This window comes from Arthrobacter sp. 05N33_2 (assembly GCF_056397425.1).
In genome coordinates this window covers 1-16,204 of record NZ_JBFTNJ010000027.1, presented here as the reverse complement: position 1 = coordinate 16,204, position 16,204 = coordinate 1, and the positions used below count along the sequence as shown (strand labels likewise).

14 protein-coding genes are annotated in these 16,204 nt (G+C 67.9%); 6 read left to right on the top strand and 8 right to left on the bottom strand.

The features are described 5' to 3' along the window. Positions 1-3 precede the first annotated feature (3 nt). The 5 genes from AC1DHX_RS12415 to glyA all read right to left on the bottom strand — a co-directional run bounded on the left by AC1DHX_RS12415 (position 4) and on the right by glyA (position 5,121). Complete coding sequence (locus AC1DHX_RS12415; protein ID WP_079553256.1) at positions 4-852, bottom strand: ABC transporter permease; 849 nt, start codon at positions 850-852, stop codon at positions 4-6. Continuing rightward, on the bottom strand, positions 849-1,727 hold the full coding sequence (locus tag AC1DHX_RS12410) for an ABC transporter permease (protein ID WP_476856646.1): 879 nt from the start codon (positions 1,725-1,727) through the stop codon (positions 849-851). Before AC1DHX_RS12410 ends, AC1DHX_RS12415 begins: the two co-directional genes overlap by 4 nt. A gap of 10 nt (positions 1,728-1,737) precedes the next feature. Continuing rightward, positions 1,738-2,715 carry an ABC transporter ATP-binding protein gene (locus tag AC1DHX_RS12405; RefSeq protein ID WP_043436284.1) on the bottom strand — a complete coding sequence of 326 codons (978 nt, stop codon included), beginning with the start codon at positions 2,713-2,715 and terminating at the stop codon, positions 1,738-1,740. A gap of 183 nt (positions 2,716-2,898) precedes the next feature. Further along, on the bottom strand, positions 2,899-3,819 hold the full coding sequence (locus AC1DHX_RS12400; protein ID WP_476859169.1) for a bifunctional methylenetetrahydrofolate dehydrogenase/methenyltetrahydrofolate cyclohydrolase: 921 nt from the start codon (positions 3,817-3,819) through the stop codon (positions 2,899-2,901). 3 nt (positions 3,820-3,822) lie between these two features. Next, positions 3,823-5,121, bottom strand: coding sequence for a serine hydroxymethyltransferase (glyA, locus tag AC1DHX_RS12395; protein WP_476859170.1), 1,299 nt, complete (start codon positions 5,119-5,121; stop codon positions 3,823-3,825). 313 nt (positions 5,122-5,434) lie between these two features. On the opposite strand from glyA, the gene purU reads away from it, so the two are divergent. The 3 genes from purU to AC1DHX_RS12380 all read left to right on the top strand — a co-directional run bounded on the left by purU (position 5,435) and on the right by AC1DHX_RS12380 (position 7,421). Continuing rightward, on the top strand, positions 5,435-6,295 hold the full coding sequence (purU, locus tag AC1DHX_RS12390) for a formyltetrahydrofolate deformylase (RefSeq protein WP_476859171.1): 861 nt from the start codon (positions 5,435-5,437) through the stop codon (positions 6,293-6,295). A gap of 21 nt (positions 6,296-6,316) precedes the next feature. Beyond that, positions 6,317-6,796, top strand: a complete 480-nt coding sequence (locus AC1DHX_RS12385) for a methyltransferase domain-containing protein (RefSeq protein ID WP_476859172.1) — start codon at positions 6,317-6,319, stop codon at positions 6,794-6,796. A gap of 103 nt (positions 6,797-6,899) precedes the next feature. Further along, the gene (locus tag AC1DHX_RS12380) at positions 6,900-7,421 is read left to right on the top strand and encodes a gamma carbonic anhydrase family protein (RefSeq protein WP_223914204.1); all 522 of its coding nucleotides are present in this window, start codon (positions 6,900-6,902) and stop codon (positions 7,419-7,421) included. A 27-nt stretch (positions 7,422-7,448) separates the two neighbouring features. Here AC1DHX_RS12380 and AC1DHX_RS12375 read toward each other — a convergent pair whose 3' ends face one another. Both AC1DHX_RS12375 and AC1DHX_RS12370 read right to left on the bottom strand, forming a co-directional pair. Further along, positions 7,449-9,158 carry a flavin monoamine oxidase family protein gene (locus AC1DHX_RS12375; protein ID WP_476859173.1) on the bottom strand — a complete coding sequence of 570 codons (1,710 nt, stop codon included), beginning with the start codon at positions 9,156-9,158 and terminating at the stop codon, positions 7,449-7,451. Further along, complete coding sequence (locus tag AC1DHX_RS12370; protein WP_476849128.1) at positions 9,155-10,693, bottom strand: amino acid permease; 1,539 nt, start codon at positions 10,691-10,693, stop codon at positions 9,155-9,157. The genes AC1DHX_RS12375 and AC1DHX_RS12370 overlap by 4 nt, the downstream gene beginning before the upstream one ends. Positions 10,694-10,804: 111 nt before the next feature. Between AC1DHX_RS12370 and AC1DHX_RS12365 the strand changes: the two genes are divergently transcribed. Next, a complete protein-coding gene (locus AC1DHX_RS12365) occupies positions 10,805-12,580 on the top strand; it encodes a PucR family transcriptional regulator (protein WP_476859174.1) in 1,776 nt (591 codons plus the stop codon). On the opposite strand, the gene AC1DHX_RS12360 is transcribed toward AC1DHX_RS12365, so the two are convergent. Then, positions 12,559-13,365, bottom strand: coding sequence for a nitrilase-related carbon-nitrogen hydrolase (locus tag AC1DHX_RS12360; protein ID WP_476900078.1), 807 nt, complete (start codon positions 13,363-13,365; stop codon positions 12,559-12,561). The genes AC1DHX_RS12365 and AC1DHX_RS12360 overlap by 22 nt on opposite strands. A gap of 241 nt (positions 13,366-13,606) precedes the next feature. On the opposite strand from AC1DHX_RS12360, the gene AC1DHX_RS12355 reads away from it, so the two are divergent. Together AC1DHX_RS12355 and AC1DHX_RS12350 are read left to right on the top strand one after the other, a co-directional pair. Beyond that, entirely contained in the window at positions 13,607-14,797 is a 1,191-nt protein-coding gene (locus tag AC1DHX_RS12355) for an ROK family transcriptional regulator (RefSeq protein WP_028277321.1), read from the top strand. Between the two features lie 131 nt (positions 14,798-14,928). Then, on the top strand, positions 14,929-16,204 hold a 1,276-nt coding region (locus tag AC1DHX_RS12350; RefSeq protein WP_476900077.1), incomplete at its 3' end, for an ATP-binding cassette domain-containing protein.

Below are 16,204 nucleotides of genomic sequence, written 5' to 3'. Positions count from 1 at the left end.
CGGCTACTTGAGGAACAGTTTGCGCAGCCGGCTCGTGGTGAGCAGGACGCCGAGGGCAATCATGACGAGGTAGTAGCCGATGTGCACGGCGGTGGCCGGGGTGAACACCCCCACGCTGATCTGGCGCAGCAGTTCCACGCCGTGCCACAGCGGCATGGCCTGGATCAGCCACTGGATGGACTGCGGGTAGACGCTGAGCGGGTAGAACGTGGCACTGAAGAGGAACATGGGCAGCATGACGAAGTTGATCCAGTCCATTTGCTGGAACGTCTTCATGTAGCTCGTGATCCCCATGCCGAAGCTCGCGAAGCCGAAGGCGATCAGTACCGAGGCCGGGATCATCAGGATGGCCCACGGCGTGGTGATGAGGCCCATCAGGCCCATGACGGCCGTGAAGCCGGTCGCGTACATGGCCCCGCGCAGCAGGGCGAGGAAGATTTCGCCCATGGCGACATCCAGCGGCCCCAGCGAGGTGTAGAGCATGCCCTGGTACAGCTTGGCGAAGTTCATCTTGAAAAAGACGTTCCACGTGGAGTCGTAGACGGCGCCGTTCATGGCGGACACGGCCAGCAGCGCCGGCGCGATGTACGCGGCRTAGCTGATTTCCTGCCCGCCCGGGCCCTGGACCGACCCGACAATGGCGCCCAGGCCCACGCCCATGGAGATCAGGTACAGCACGGGTTCGAAGAACCCGGAGACCATGACCATCCAGTTGCTGCTCTTGGTGGCCATGAGCCCGCGGGCAACGACGGCGCGGACGTTGCGGGAGTAGATGGGCCCGAAGCGGCGGCGGCGCGCGGCTTCGGTGACGCTGTGGTCCCCTGTGTTGAAACTTCCGGTCAGGACGCTCATGAGGCCATCCTTTTGGCGAACTGGCGTTTGGTCAGGATCCAGCCGGCAGCCGCCAGGCCCAGCAGGAAGAGGACGTGGACGACGGTGAGCCACGGCTCTTCCTCGTACCCGTAGCTGACCACGCGGCCAAGCTCGGTTCCGTGCCAGATCGGTGAGATCCAGCCGATCCAGCGGACTGCGAGCGGGAGCGTGTCCAGCGGGAAGAACGTGCCGGAGAACAGGAACAACGGCATGACGATGAACCGCATGACCATGGCGAACTGGCCCTTGTCGTGCTGGATGGTGGCCGCGTAGGCCATGAGCGGCAGGCCGAAGGACAGGCCGGCGAGGGTGGCGATGAGGATCGACACCCAGCCCCAGGCGCCGGGCGAGGCGCCGAAGAGCGCGACGACGGCGAAGTAGATGGCCGACTGCAGCAGGAAGCGCACCGTCACGGCGATGATCTGGCCGCCGGCGATCTGCTCGGGAGTCAGCGGTGAGGCGTGCGGGCCGTAGTAGACGCGCCGCCACTTGAAGCCGTCCATCACGGGGAAGGTGAACTCGTTGGCAGCCGTCATGACGGCGGCCGAGATCAGCAGGGCCGGCGCGATGAACGTCAGGTAGCTGACCCCGCCGAAGACGCCGGCGCCGTTGGCCTCGACCAGGGTGGCCAGGCCAACGCCCATCGCGAACAGGTAGGCCACCGGCTGTCCCACCCCGTACATCACGATGGTCCAGCCGTAGCCCTTCATGACCCGCAGGACCTGTTCGGCGTAGTAGAACGCGCCCCAGCGGCGGGCACGGGCGGCCGAGACTTCCGGCGAGTGCGCGCGCAGGGCCGTCCCCGCCGCCGCGGCGCCCGCCGTCGTTCCCGCTGCCTGAATTGGCTTAGTCAGCTGCTCTTTCTTAGTCAACGAGGCTCCTGCCGGTCAGGCGCAGGAAGACGTCTTCGAGTGAGGAGCGGCGGACCAGTGAGGTGACCGGACGCAGGCCGCGGGCGGTGACCTGCTCCAGGGCGGCCTCGCCGTCGTGGGCGTAGATGAGCACCCGGTCCGGCAGGGTTTCCACGCGTTCGCCGATGCCGCCCAGCTCCGCGCCGACGCTCGCGTTGCGCTCCGAGCCGAAGCGCAGTTCCAGGACCTCGCGGGTGGAGTATTCGCGGATCAGGCTGGCCGGCGATCCCTCGGCCATGATCCTGCCCTTGTCCACCACAATCAGCCGGTCGCACAGCTGCTCGGCCTCGTCCATGTAGTGCGTGGTGAGGATCAGGGTGACGCCCTGTTCCTTGAGCCGGAACAGCCGGTCCCAGAGGATGTGCCGGGCCTGCGGGTCAAGGCCGGTCGTCGGCTCGTCCAGCAGCAGGATCCGGGGCTCGTTGATGAGCGAGCGGGCGATTGTCAGGCGCCGCTTCATGCCGCCGGAGAGGGCATCGACCTTGGAGTTGGCCTTGTCGGTGAGCTGGGCGAATTCCAGCAGCTCGTCGGCCTTGGGCTTGAGGTAGCTCATGGGCAGGCCGAAATAGCGGCCGTAGACCAGCAGGTTGTCCCGGACTTTCAGTTCCTCGTCCAGGTTGTCCTGCTGCGGCACGACGCCCAGGTGGGCGCGGACCTCCGGCCCGTGCTGTTCGGGGTCCAGGCCCATGATATTCAGGCTGCCGGAGGTGCGTTGCGAGACCCCGCCGATCATCTTCATCGTGGTGGACTTGCCGGCGCCGTTGGGGCCCAGCAGGCCGAACGCTTCCCCGGCGGGAACGCGGAAGGAAATGCCGTCGACGGCGGTGACGTCGCCGTAACGTTTGGTCAGGTTCTCGGCGGTGATGACGTATGGGAGAGCGGCGTCGGAGGGGCTGCTCGCGCGTGATTCTTTAGAGGCAAGTTCGGACACCCGCACTACGGTAGTGGATCCCCGCAAACTATGAAAGAGTCTTTTCGTAAAAACTCCTGACGTATCCGTTCCGTTATGCCGGCAGGCGGTAGAACGTGCGGAATCCTGCGGTGGTTGGGCCCGCCGAAAGCCGGCCCAACCACCGCGGGAGCCTTAGGCGGGCCCCGGGCGGCGTTCCTCTGCTCAGCGGTTTTTCTCTACCCATTGGCGTTCCGCGGTTTCCACCACGTTGGCGAGCAGCATGGCGCGGGTCATGGGCCCCACTCCCCCGGGGTTCGGCGAGAGCCAGGCGGCGACGTCGGCCGCAGCGGGGTCCACGTCGCCGGTGACCACTGCCTTGCCGCTGCCGTCATCGACCCGGCTGACACCGACGTCGAGCACGATCGCCCCGGGCTTGAGGTCCGCGGCCTTGATCATGTGCGGCTGCCCGGCGGCGGCAATCACGACGTCGGCCTGCCGCAGTTCTGCCGGCAGGTCCACCGTTCCGGTGTGGGCCAGGATGACCGTGGCATTGACGTCCTTGCGGGTCAGCAGCAGACCCACGGGACGGCCGATGGTGACGCCGCGGCCCACCACGAGGACGCGTTTGCCGTTCAGGTCGATCCCGTGCCGGGTCAGCAGCTCCACGCAGCCCTTGGGCGTGCACGGCAGCGGGGATTTCATGGGTCCGCTGACGTTGGCCACGAGCCGGCCCAGGTTCATCGGGTGCAGGCCGTCGGCGTCCTTCTCGGGATCCATGGCCTCCAGGATGACGTCCTGGTCGATGTGTTTGGGCAGGGGCAGCTGGACGATGTAGCCGGTGCATTCCGGGTTCTCGTTGAGCTCGCGGACCACGGCCAGGAGTTCGTCCTGGCTGGTCTCTTCCGGCAGGTCGCGGCGGATGGAGGTAATGCCCACCTCGGCGCAGTCCTTGTGCTTGCCGCCGACGTACCAGGTGCTGCCGGGATCGGAGCCCACCAGGATGGTGCCCAGCCCGGGCGTGATGCCCTGGGCCTTGAGCACGGCCACGCGCTCGGTCAGCTCGGCCTTGATGGCGGCGGCGGTGGCCTTGCCGTCAAGGATCCGTGCAGTTTCAGCCGTTTTTGCGGTGTGCGAAGAAGTCATGGCCTACCACTGCTCGTGCTGCGGGTACAGCGGGAAATCGGCGGCGAGCTTGTCCACGCGGGCCTGCAGGGGTTCGATCTCCGTGGCAGCTCCGGACTTCAGCGCCGTGGCGATGATGTCCGCCACCTCGGTGAATTCCTCGGCGCCGAAGCCGCGGGTGGCCAGGGCCGGTGTGCCGATGCGCAGGCCGGAGGTGACCATCGGCGGGCGGGGGTCGAACGGCACCGCGTTGCGGTTGACGGTGATGCCGATCGAGTGCAGGAGGTCCTCGGCCTGCTGGCCGTCCAGCTGGGAGTCGCGCAAGTCCACCAGGACCAGGTGCACGTCGGTGCCACCGGTCAGGACCGAGACGCCCGCGCCGGCGACGTCGGCCTGGCAGAGGCGCTCGGCGATGATCTTGGCGCCTTCGAGCACACGCTCCTGGCGCTCCTTGAATTCCTCGGTGCCGGCGATCTTGAAGGCCACGGCCTTCGCCGCGATCACGTGCATGAGCGGGCCGCCCTGCTGGCCGGGGAACACGGCGGAGTTAAGCTTCTTGGCCCACTCCTGCTTGGCCAGGATCACGCCGGAGCGGGGACCGGACAGCGTCTTGTGCACGGTGGAGGTCACGACGTCGGAGTACGGCACCGGGCTCGGGTGCAGTCCGGCGGCGACGAGGCCGGCAAAGTGCGCCATGTCGGTCCAGAGCAGGGCGCCGACCTCGTCGGCGATCGAACGGAAGGCAGCGAAATCGAGGTGCCGCGGGTAGGCGGACCAGCCGGCGATGATCACCTGGGGCTTTTCGGCGATGGCCTGCTCGCGCAGCTTGTCCATGTCGATCCGGAAGTCATCTTCCTCGACCTGGTAGGCGGCGACGTTGTAGAGCTTTCCGGAGAAGTTCAGCTTCATGCCGTGGGTGAGGTGCCCGCCGTGGGCCAGGGACAGGCCCAGGATCTTGTCGCCCGGGGTGATCATGGCGGCGAGCGCGGCGGCGTTGGCCTGCGCGCCGGAGTGCGGCTGCACGTTGGCATATTCGGCGCCGAACAGTTCCTTGACGCGGTCGATCGCGAGCTGCTCGGCGACGTCGACGTATTCACATCCGCCGTAGTAGCGGCGTCCCGGGTAGCCCTCGGCGTACTTGTTGGTCAGGACGGAGCCCTGGGCTTCCATCACGGCGCGCGGGGCGAAGTTCTCGGAAGCGATCATTTCCAGGGTGCCGCGCTGGCGGCCAAGTTCCTGGGCAAGGACGGCGGCGATTTCAGGGTCGAGTTCGGCCAGCGGCTGGTTGCTCACGGCGGCTGAGGTGGCGGTGGTAGTAGTCACGAGGAACTCCTGGTTGGCAACGGGTACGGCTATTGGTCAGGCTACCGGCTGGCCCGTTGCGCCGCCCCTTGATTACGGGCCCCTTGACAGCGGGCCGCGACAGCGGCGGCCGGCACCCCGCGCGGGCACCAGCAACGGTGCGGCAGCGGTGATGCTGCCGACCGGTAAGACATGACCCTCGGCCCAGGCGTACGATCCGTGGTCTTCGTGAGTGCCGCTCCCTGATGGTTAGCCATCCAACGCCAGTTGCGACGGGTTAACACTACCAAAACCCTTTCAAAACTGCCCTTGAAGCGCAGGTAGGCTGTTCCTCGTGACTGATGAGAACCTGACTGCCTCCTACATCCTGACTCTCTCCTGCCCTGACCGGCCGGGCATCGTGCACGCCGTCGCCGGGGCCCTCCTGGTGGCGGGCTGCAATATTACAGATTCCCAGCAATACGGCAGCCAGGGTACGGGCACCTTTTTCATGCGGGTCGAGGCGACGACGGCGGCGTCCCAGGCGGAGCTGCGGGCGGCGCTGGAACCCGTGGCGCAGGCCTTCGGGATGCAGTGGAGCCTCAACCCCGCAGGCCGGAAGGTCCGCACCCTGCTGATGGCCAGCACGTCCGCCCACTGCCTGAACGACCTGCTGTTCCTGCAGCGCTCCGGAACCCTGCCGATCGACATTCCGGCCATCGTGTCCAACCACCGCGACCTCGAGGGTTTGGCGGAGTTCTACGGCATCCCGTTCCACCACATCCCGGTCACCCCGGACACCAAGGTCCAGGCGGAGGACGCCCTCCGGGTCCTGATGAAGGAACACGACATCGAGCTCACCGTCCTGGCCCGGTACATGCAGATCATCTCGGACGAGCTCTGCACCGAGCTGACGGGCAAGGCCATCAACATCCACCACTCGTTCCTGCCCTCCTTCAAGGGTGCCAAGCCCTACCACCAGGCGCATGCCCGCGGCGTGAAGCTCATCGGCGCCACGGCGCACTACGTCACGGCGGCCCTGGATGAGGGGCCCATCATCGAGCAGGAAGTCATCCGCGTGGACCACCGGCGCACCGCGGAGCAGTTCGTCCAGATGGGCCGCGACGTGGAGGGCCGGACCCTCGCCCAGGCCGTGCAGTGGCATGCCGAGCACCGCGTCCTGCTCGACGGCAACCGGACGGTTGTCTTTAACTAGAAGCGGTCATTAACTGGAGCTATGGAATCCTCCCGCAGGGACCGGCTCGAATCGTTTGTGGCGCTGTTGAAGAACGAGGGCCGGCACGGCGTGCTGGGCCTGGATTGCGGCCCGGGCGCCGACGGGCTGCACTTTGTGCAGTCCGGCATCCATTTCACCGGTGTCGACCAGTCCGAGGAGAACATCCACATCGCCCGATCCCACGGGCTGGAAGCCTCCGTGGCCGGACCGGTCTCCCTGCCGTTCGCCGATGCCGCGTTTGCCTCAGTGTGGGCGGTGGACGCCCTGGCGGGCCTGCCCGCGGAACAGTGGGACGACGTCGTCCGCGAACTCGGGCGGGTGGCGGAACCGGGCGCGCCGATCGCCGTCGTACTCCCCGCACCCGACCCGCGCAGCTCAGGCGACCCGCACACCTCGGCCGACCCGCGCGGCGAGAGCGAGTGGCGTGGCGAGAGCGAGTGGGGCGGCGAGGGCTTCACGGTGCTCCGCTCCCCCGCCTGACACTCCTTTTCCCGTTGAGCTATCACTTGTGGTGGTTAAACCGCGCCCATGGCAACCACAACTGATAGCTCAACGGGGATTGGGCGTGTCCTAGGCTGGAGGCATGGCTCCCCTCTACGCATTCGCCGGTACCACTCCGGCCGTCCATGACTCCGCCTTCGTCGCGCCCACGGCGTCCGTGATCGGCAACGCCACCCTGGCCGAGAACTCGAGCGCCTTCTACGGTGTCAGCGTCCGCGCCGATACCGCCGCCATCACCGTAGGCGCCGGCAGCAACCTGCAGGACAACGTGGTGCTGCACGCGGACCCCGGCTTCCCCTGCACCGTCGGTGCGCGGGTCAGCGTCGGCCACAGCGCCGTGGTCCACGGCTGCACCGTTGAGGACGACTGCCTGATCGGCATGAGCGCCACCATCCTCAACGGGGCCGTGATCGGCGCCGGGTCCCTCATCGCCGCCGGTGCCGTGGTGCTGGAGGGCACCGTCATCCCGCCCCGCTCGCTGGTGGCCGGCGTTCCGGCCAAGGTCCGGCGCGAGCTCAGCGACGAGGAGTTCGCCGGTGTCCAGCACAACGCCGCCCACTATCAGGAACTGGCACGCGCGCACCGCGAACTTCACAGCGCCTGAGGAGCAGTGCGCCGGGGCCGGCGCCGCTCAGTCCAGGGCGATCGGCCCGAGCTCGGAGAGCAGCTCGCCCGGTCCGGGATTCCCGGCCGGGGTGGAGCCACCGAGGTGGTTGACCACGCCCCAGACGGCGTTGAGCCCGGTGGTGACGGCTCCCTCAGCCCAGCCCGCGGTGAAGGAGACGTCGTCGCCGGCGAGGAAGATCCCGCGCTGTTCGGCCGGCAGCCCGTCCTGTTTGAAGTGCGTGAAGAGCCGCTGCTGGTAGCGGTAGTGTCCCGGCAGGTTGGCCTTGAAGGCGCCCATGAAGTTCGGGTCGGCCTCCCAGGAGACCGTGATCGGCTGCCCCACGATGTGGCTGGCGATATCCACCCCGGGGTAGATCTGCTGCAGCGAGTGCAACATGAGCTCCGCCCGTTCCTCCGCGGTGAGCGAGAGCCACTTCAGCGCGTCGTCGTTCCAGGTGTAGGACAGCAGGATCACGGCCGGCTGGTCCGGGCCGTTGTCCAGCAGGTAGGTGGCACGGTTCAACCGGTCGGTCAGCGTCATGGACAGGACTTCGCGGCCGGTGGCCGGGTCGATGTCCTTCCAGAACGGCCGGTCCACCATGACGAAGGTCTTGGAGGACTGCATGTAGTGGGAGCGCTCGATCGCCGTCCACAGTTCGGCGGGGAACAGGGCCTCGTCCGTGTGGATCCTGGTCGAGAGCAGCCATGACTGGCAGGTGGTCACCACCGCCGGGTAGGCGGATTCGCGACCCCAGCGTTCCCGGATCCGGAAGTCGCCGCCGCCGTCGCGGGCGATGCGGTCCACGGCGCCGCGCGGCGCGCCTGCGTGCAGCGAGGCCAGCGAGGTGCCGTCCGGCCAGTGGGCCATGCCCGACGGCGCGTGCTCCCACAGTGCCTCGGGGAGCCGCTGCGCGCCGCCGTCGATGAGCCGGTGCCGGTCATCGGCGTCGGTGTAGACCACGCGAAGGATTTCGAGGATCGAGTTGGGGAAGTCGGTATCCCAGCCGCCCGTGCCGAACCCCACCTGCCCGAAGGCCTCGCGGTGGGCGAATCCGGCTTCCTTGAAGGAGTCGCTGCCGGCGATGAAGCCGTAGAACGTCTGCTCGTCCAGCTGCGGGAGCAGCGCGTTCCAGAGGTCCTTGATCCGGGCTGTGTCCCGGGCGCGGATGGCGTCCTGCATCTCGGCGAACGCGGCGCCGTCGTTCACGGCAGCCTTCCACGCGTCCGCCACCTCACGGAAGAACGGCGGCAGGTCCGCGGCGGTCTCGGCATAGTATTTCTGGCCCGCGAGCTCGATCACCGTGCTGGAGGTCGCCGGCGCCAGCGGATTGGGGAAGGCCCGGGTCTGCAGCCCGAGCAGGTCCACGTAGTGGTAGAAGGCCTTGCCGGATTCCGGGAAACGCATTCCGCCGAGGTCCGCCACGATCCCCGGCGCGGACGGGAAACTGGCGGTCCGCAGCCGGCCGCCGATCCTGTCGGCCTCGTAGACCACGGGCCGCAGGCCCATCTTCATGAGCTCATACGCGGTGACCAGTCCGGACAGTCCGGCACCGACGACGGCGACCTCGGTCCCGTAAAGCTCGGGCGGCACCGATCCCAGGCCCTCCGGGTGGGCGAGATAGTGGTCGTAGCTGAACGGGAAGTCCGGATTCAGCATGGTGATGGGCGCCGCGCCCGCTTCAGCAGCGGCCCCAGCAGCGGGTTCGGGAGCCGGAAGTTCGGTGGCGATGGTCATGAGATCTCTGCCTTCATTTCCTGGTGTGTGGTGGTGTTGTCAGGGTGGCGGCTTGATAGGTCAAGGTAGTCCTCGTGGCTCAGCGCAGCCACCCTGGAGTTCTTCCGGCCGTAGCCGAAGTAGGCGGCACAGCCAACGAGCATCCAGGCCCCGAACACCGCCCAGGTCTCGGCGCCGAGGTTGGCCATGAGGTAAGCGCACATGAGGGCGCCGAGAACCGGTGTCAGCGGAAAGAGCGGGACGCGGAAGCTGCGAGTGAGTTCGGGCCGGGTCCGCCGCAGGTAGATGACTGCCACGTTCACCAGGGCGAAGGCGAACAGGGTACCGATGCTGGTCGCGTCCGCGAGGGCACCGAGCGGCACCAGGCCGGCGGTCAGTGCGACGGCGGTGCCCACGATCAGGGTTCCGGCAGCCGGCGTGCCGGTCCGGGCCGAGATCCGGCCGAAGACCTTGGGCACCAGGCCGTCGCGCGACATCGAAAGCAGTATCCGGGTCTGCCCGTAAAGCACGGTCAGCACGATGCTGGCGATGGCGAGCACGGCGCCGACGGCGAACACCACGCCAACCCACGGCTGGCCGGTGATTTCCTCAAGGATCTTCACGAGGGCCGCCTCGGTGCCGTCGAACCAGCCCCAGGGGCGCGCGCCGATGGCAGCGACGGCCACAAGCACATAGATGCTGGTGACGATCAGCATGGAGAGCAGGATGGCCCGCGGGAGGTCGCGCTTGGGATTCCGGGCCTCCTCGCCGGCCGTGGAGGCGGCATCGAAGCCGATGTAGGAGAAGAAGACCCGGGAGGCTGCGGCGGAGACGCCGGCGGCGCCCATCGGCATGAGAGGTTCGAAGTGTCCGCCGTTGAAGGCGGTGAAGGCCACGGCGCAGAAGAACAGCAGGATGCCGACCTTGACCAGGACGATCGCCGTGTTGATCCAGGCGCTCTCCTTGGCGCCGCGGACCAACAGCACGGTGGCCAGGGCGACAATCACGATTGCGGGCACGTTCAGCACGCCGCCGGCTCCCGGCGGTTGCGAGATGGCGTCCGGGAGTTCCAGGCCGAAGACCGCCAGGGCCTCGTTGACATACTGGCCCGCACCGACCGCGACGGCGGCCACGGAGACGGCGTATTCGAGCACCAGGCACCAGCCGCAGATCCAGGCCATGCCCTCGCCCATGGTGGCATAGGTGTAGGAGTAGCTGGAACCGGCGGCAGGGACCAGGCCGGCCATCTCCGCGTAGGACACGGCGGAGAGCAGGGCGGCGAAGCCGGCGATGGCGAAGGAGATCCAGATGGCCGGGCCGGCGAGCGGCACCGATTGGCCCAGGATGACCAGGATGCCGGTGCCCAGGGTGGCGCCGACGCTGATCATGGTCAGCTGCAGGACACCGAAGCTGCGGACCAGCCGCGTGCCGCCGTGTCCGGTCTCGGCCTCGCGGACCAGCTGTCCGATCGGCTTGCGGCGCAGGAGCTGGGCGGTGAGACCGGGACGGCCGGCTTCCGCCGGCGGGCGTTCGCCGATCAGAGTTGGCACAGTCATCATTGACGTCCTTATCTTCAGTAGTGGTCGGTTTCCCGAACCAACCCTAGGCGTGTGAGCCACCTCTCAAGGTTGTGCAAAACGACCTGTAGTCTTCACTCATGAGACTTAATGCACTTGGACTCCGCCGGCCGGGCGGCCGGCACAGGGGCCGCGGCCGTGGCTGCTGAGGACCCGGAGCGGCTCGGCTTCGTCACTCTGGCGCAGTTCCTGGGCCAGTTGCCGGCACTGGCCGTCGTGCACGACGGCGGCAACGGCCAGGAGCGCCTGCGCTGGGTGGAGCCCAGCGAACTGGAAGATCCCACCCCCTACCTGCTCGACGGCGAGTTCCTGCTCACGGCCGGCCTGCCGTTCGTGGGCGGGGGCGGCAGCGAGGAGGCGGTGGACGCTTACGTGCGGCGCCTGGTCCAGGCCCGCGTGGGCGCCCTGGGCTTTGGCCTGGAACCGTACTTCAACGCCGTGCCCGATGCCGTGGTGCGGGCCTGCCGGCAGCACAACCTGACCCTGGTCGCCATCCCGGAGAGCCTCCCGTTCGCCGCGCTGGGACTGGAATTCTCCCGGCTCCTGGAGTCGGACAACGCCAAGACCTTCCGCCAGTTGGCCGACACCAGCCGGCAGCTCATGCGCGCGGTCTTGTCCGCGCGCCCCGAGCACGAACTCCTCGCGGCCCTGGTCCAGCGCGTCCCGGTTTGGGCCGTGCTGGTCGGCGCCGACGGGCGGGTGCGCGCCCGCGGTTCGGGCCCCTCCCCCGGTCCGCGGGCCGCCGGCGCCGCTGCCGGCACCGTGCCGGGAGTTGACTCCGCCGACCTGCAGCCGCTGCTGGCCAGGCTGCTCGCCGGCAGCGGTCCGCGGGTCGAGATGGATTCGTTCGACGCCGCGGGCTCGTCCCTCGTCTTCGGGTATCCGCTGCGCAGCACCCGGGACGCCAACCTCGGCGCGCTCATCCTCGGCACGGACGCCCCGCTGACCCCGGCCCAGAACAGCGTTGTCTCCACCGCGGTCGGGCTGCTGGAACTGCTGGTCCGCCAGCGCATCAGCGGCTCCCTGGCCCCGAGCCAGCTGGCCACGGCGCTGCTGCTCCACCCGGAGAGCGTGGCCTCGGGATCCGCACGGCATGTCAACGGGTTCAAGGACCTGCTGGCCCAAAGCATCTCCTCCACCCGGTCCGGCCAGCTGCGGGTCGTGCAGGGTCTCCGGATTGACGCCGCCCCGGACAGCTCCCGGACCCCGGGCGGACCGGGTGAGGCTCCGGTGCGGGCGTTGCTGGAGTGGCGGCGGCTGTTCGACACAAAGCTCGTGGAGCTCACCGAGTACGGCTTTGCCGCCATTACCCGGTTAAAGGTCGACGACGCTCTGCTCGCCGAAGTGGAGCGGCTCGGCTGGCGCCTGGTGATCGGCAGCGGCACCGATTTCGCGAACCTGCCGGAGGCTTACCGGCACGCCGCTTCACTGCGCAACCGCGTTCTCACGAGCCGCCGGAGCGTCCGGGCGGATGACGTGACGTGGTCGGTGGCCGGCCTGCTGGGACCGGCTGCCGGCACCCTGCTGGCGGGCCATCTGCTGGCGCCCCTGCTCGCCCTCGAGCCGGAGCGCCGCGACAGCCTGCTCGGCATCCTGCGGGCCTGGCTGGGCGAAAACGGAAGCTGGGACGCCACGGCAAAGGCCACGGGACTGCATCGAAACAGCGTCCGCCGGCAGATCGGCATCATCGCTGAGCTGCTGGGCTTAGACCTCAACCAGGCCCAGGCGCGCGCGGAACTCTGGATCGCCCTGCAGTACCAGGCCGAGCCTGAGCCGCCCACCCCGGCCACCGCAGGTCAGGCGTCCAGTGCACCGGCCAGCGCAGGTCAGGCGTCGGCTGCCGGTCAGACTCCCCAGGAGCGGTAGACCTCCGGGCGGCGGTCGCGCAGGTAGTCCACGGCGTCCTCGATGCCGTCTGCCGCGGCACGGCCGGTCTCACCCAGCTCGGCAAACAACAGTTCCGGCCCGGCCCCGGCCGCGGCCAGGACCGAGCCGTCCGGGCCCGCGACGATGCTGCCGCCGCGGAAGTCGCTGTCATCCTCCGAACCCGTGTGATTGGCGTAGGCGACCGTCAGCTGGTTCTCCAGGGCGCGGGCCCGGATCAGCACCTGCGGCACGACGTCGARTCCGCCGGCGAGTGCCGTCGGCACCAGCAGCAGGTCCGCGCCGCGCAGGGCGGCCGCCCGCGCCGACTCGGGAAACTCGATGTCGTAGCAGATGACCAGCGCCGTTTTGTGCCCGTGGAAATCCACGACGCCGGGGGCAGCCGCGGCGGGCGTGAACGCCGCCCGCTCGTCCGGGCCGAACAGGTGCACCTTGTCGTAACTGAGCAGCTCCTCGCCCGCCTCGTCGACCAGGGTGGCGGAAATGTGCCACCCGCCGGCCGGCGTCAGCGTGGGCAGGCTGTAGACCAGGGCGATGTTGTTGCGCCGCGCGATGCCGGCCAGGGCTTCCCGGAGCGCGGGCAACCTGCCGGGATCGAACGCCTCCCGCAGCCGCCGCGGCGCGTAGCCCACGGGGAAGAGCTCCGGGGTCACCAGCAGCTGCGCGCCCGCGGCGGACGCATTGCGCGCCGCGGCCTCCACCGCGGCGCAGTTCGCCTCGATGTCCAGCACGGCGGAGTTCGCCTGCATCAGGGCCAGCAGCACCATTACCACCTCACGTTTCCGGACGCCTCCGCGGGTCGCGGCGGGTTCTCCCGACCAGAGTAGCCGTGGCCCGGAACGCGGGGTGTGGTGCAATTCCACCCGGCCAGCGTGCCGGCGGGGCAGAACGTCCTTGCCGCGGAGACGGCGGGTGCTGACCGCCCTCTCCCCGACATTCGACCGGCGCGGCCGTTATCGTTGCGTTAACTTCTTGACTACAAGGCGCGAATGCGTCACGCTTCATAGCATGCCCTCACCAACGCGCTCAACGAGGAGCCGAACCAAGAACCCCGGATCGCAGTCCGCCCTCCGGCATTTGAACCAGCAGCGGATCATCGAATGCCTCCTCGCGGGCCCATCCACGCAGGCGGAACTGGCCCGCCAGACCGGGCTTTCGACAGCCACGGTCTCGAACATCGTCAAAATCATGCAGGACGCCGGGCTGGCCTCGACTGAACCGATCACCAGTTCCGGGCGGCGCGCTCTGAACGTCCGGCTCAACAGCAACGGAGCCGTCGCCGTCGGAATCGACTTCGGCCGGCGCCACCTGCGCGTCGTGCTGGCCTCGCTGAGTTACCACGTGATCGCCGAAGAGTCGGTCCTGCTGCCCCTGGGCCATCACGCCGAGGAAGGCATCCAGGCCGCCGTCGGCGTGCTGGACCGGCTGCTCACGGACAGCGGTGTGGAACGCAGCGCCCTGGTGGGTGCCGGCGTCGGAATTCCCGGCCCGATCGACCGCCGCACAGGCACCGTGGCGCAAGGCGCGATCCTGCCCGAATGGGTGGGCATCAACATCCTCAAACGCCTCGAAGAAGCGCTGGAACTCCCCGTCTTCGTGGACAACGACGCCAACCTGGGCGCCCTCTCCGAGGTCACCTGGGGGCCGCACAGCGGCATCAGCAACCTGATGTTCCTCAAGATCGGCTCGGGCATCGGCGCGGGACTGATCCTCAACGGTGTCCCGTACTACGGCAACGTGGGCATCACCGGCGAAATCGGCCATGCCACCATCCACGAGCACGGACTGATCTGCCGCTGCGGGAACCGCGGCTGCCTGGAAACCATCGCCTCCACCACCACCATGATCGAGCTCCTGAGCCGCGGCGAGGACCGGCCGCTCTCGCCTGGGGACATCGTGCGCAAGGCCCTGGAGAAGGACTCCGCCACGCTCCGTGTCGTGGACGACGCCGGGCTCGCCGTCGGGCGCGCGCTGGGCAACGTGGCGAACCTGATCAACCCCGAGGTCATTGTGGTCGGCGGCCCGCTGGCGGGCCTTGGCCAGCTGCTGCTGGACCCGATCCGGCGCGGCCTGATCCGCCACGCGGTGCCGGTCATTGGCGAGACAACCACCCTCACGATGTCGTCCCTGGGCGACCGGGCCGAGGCCCTCGGGGCCACGGCTTTGGTCTTCCAGCACGCCGGAATCCGGCGAAACTAACCATTTCGTTATGTGCCTGTTGCGTTAAAGACTTGACGACAAGGGCTGTGATCCAGTTTACTTTTCCATCAGACGGCCCTGCGGTTTGCAGGGGCGGACAACGAAGTCATGCATTGGAGGCGTAAGGGCAGATGACGTCCCTCAACACGCACAGTGATCCGCTAATCCTCGAGATGCGCTCCATCACCAAGGAGTTCCCCGGCGTTAAAGCTTTGGCCGATGTGAGCCTGCGGGTGAAGGCCGGCGAGATCCACGCCATCTGCGGTGAGAACGGCGCCGGTAAATCGACCCTGATGAAGGTGCTCTCGGGCGTGTACCCCTACGGCACGTACACCGGGGACATCGTTTACCAGAACGAAGTCCAGGAGTTCAAGGACATCAGGGCCAGCGAGCACGCCGGCATCGTGATCATCCACCAGGAACTCGCGCTCATCCCCGAACTGTCGATCATGGAGAACATCTTCCTCGGCAACGAGCCCACCAAGCGCGGCGTGATCGACTGGGCCGAGGCCCGGACCCGGTCCACCGAACTGCTGGCCCGGGTGGGGCTACGCGAGGACCCGGAGACCCCCATCAAGGAGATCGGCGTCGGCAAGCAGCAGCTGGTCGAGATCGCCAAGGCCCTGAACAAGTCGGTCAAGCTCCTGATCCTGGACGAGCCCACGGCGGCGCTGAACGAGTCCGACTCCCAGCACCTGCTGGACCTCATGCTGGGCCTCAAGGGCCGCGGAATCACCTCGATCATCATTTCSCACAAGCTCAACGAGATCGARCAGATCGCSGATKASATCACSATCATCCGCGACGGCAAGTCRATCGAGACSCTSAACGTCAAGGCCGACGGCGTCGACGAGGACCGCATCATCAAGGGCATGGTGGGCCGGACCCTGGAATCCCGGTTCCCGGACCACGAGCCGAAGATCGGCGATGTCCTCTTCGAGGTGAAGAACTGGAACGTCGGGCACCCGCAGATCCAGGACCGCCTGGTCTGCAAGAACTCCAGCTTCTTCGTCCGCCGCGGCGAGATCGTCGGGTTCGCGGGCCTGATGGGGGCCGGACGCACCGAACTGGCCCGGTCCGTGTTCGGGCGCTCGTACGGCCGCTTCATCTCGGGCCATGTCTACAAAGACGGCAAGGAACTGCAGCTCAAGAACGTCCGCCAGGCGATCGACGCCGGGCTCGGCTACGTCACCGAGGACCGCAAGTCCCTGGGCCTGAACCTGCTGGACGACATCAAAGCCACCACGGTCTCGGCAAACCTGCGCAAGATCAGCAAGAACTTCGTGGTGGACGCCAACAAGGAATACGCCGTCGCGGAGGAATACCGGAAGTCGCTGCGGACCAAGACGCCCTCCGTGGAGGAAGGCGTCGCAAAGCTCTCCGGCGGCAACCAGCAGAAGGTTGTGC

What these genes read in the sequence shown, in the direction of transcription:
- AC1DHX_RS12400 (WP_476859169.1), bottom strand. Translation starts at nt 3,819, where the DNA reads ATGACTTCTTCGCACACCGCAAAAACGGCTGAAACTGCACGGATCCTT.
- AC1DHX_RS12385 (WP_476859172.1), top strand. Translation starts at nt 6,317, where the DNA reads ATGGAATCCTCCCGCAGGGACCGGCTCGAATCGTTTGTGGCGCTGTTG.
- AC1DHX_RS12380 (WP_223914204.1), top strand. Translation starts at nt 6,900, where the DNA reads ATGGCTCCCCTCTACGCATTCGCCGGTACCACTCCGGCCGTCCATGAC.
- AC1DHX_RS12375 (WP_476859173.1), bottom strand. Translation starts at nt 9,158, where the DNA reads ATGACCATCGCCACCGAACTTCCGGCTCCCGAACCCGCTGCTGGGGCC.
- AC1DHX_RS12370 (WP_476849128.1), bottom strand. Translation starts at nt 10,693, where the DNA reads ATGACTGTGCCAACTCTGATCGGCGAACGCCCGCCGGCGGAAGCCGGC.
- AC1DHX_RS12365 (WP_476859174.1), top strand. Translation starts at nt 10,805, where the DNA reads ATGCACTTGGACTCCGCCGGCCGGGCGGCCGGCACAGGGGCCGCGGCC.
- AC1DHX_RS12355 (WP_028277321.1), top strand. Translation starts at nt 13,607, where the DNA reads ATGCCCTCACCAACGCGCTCAACGAGGAGCCGAACCAAGAACCCCGGA.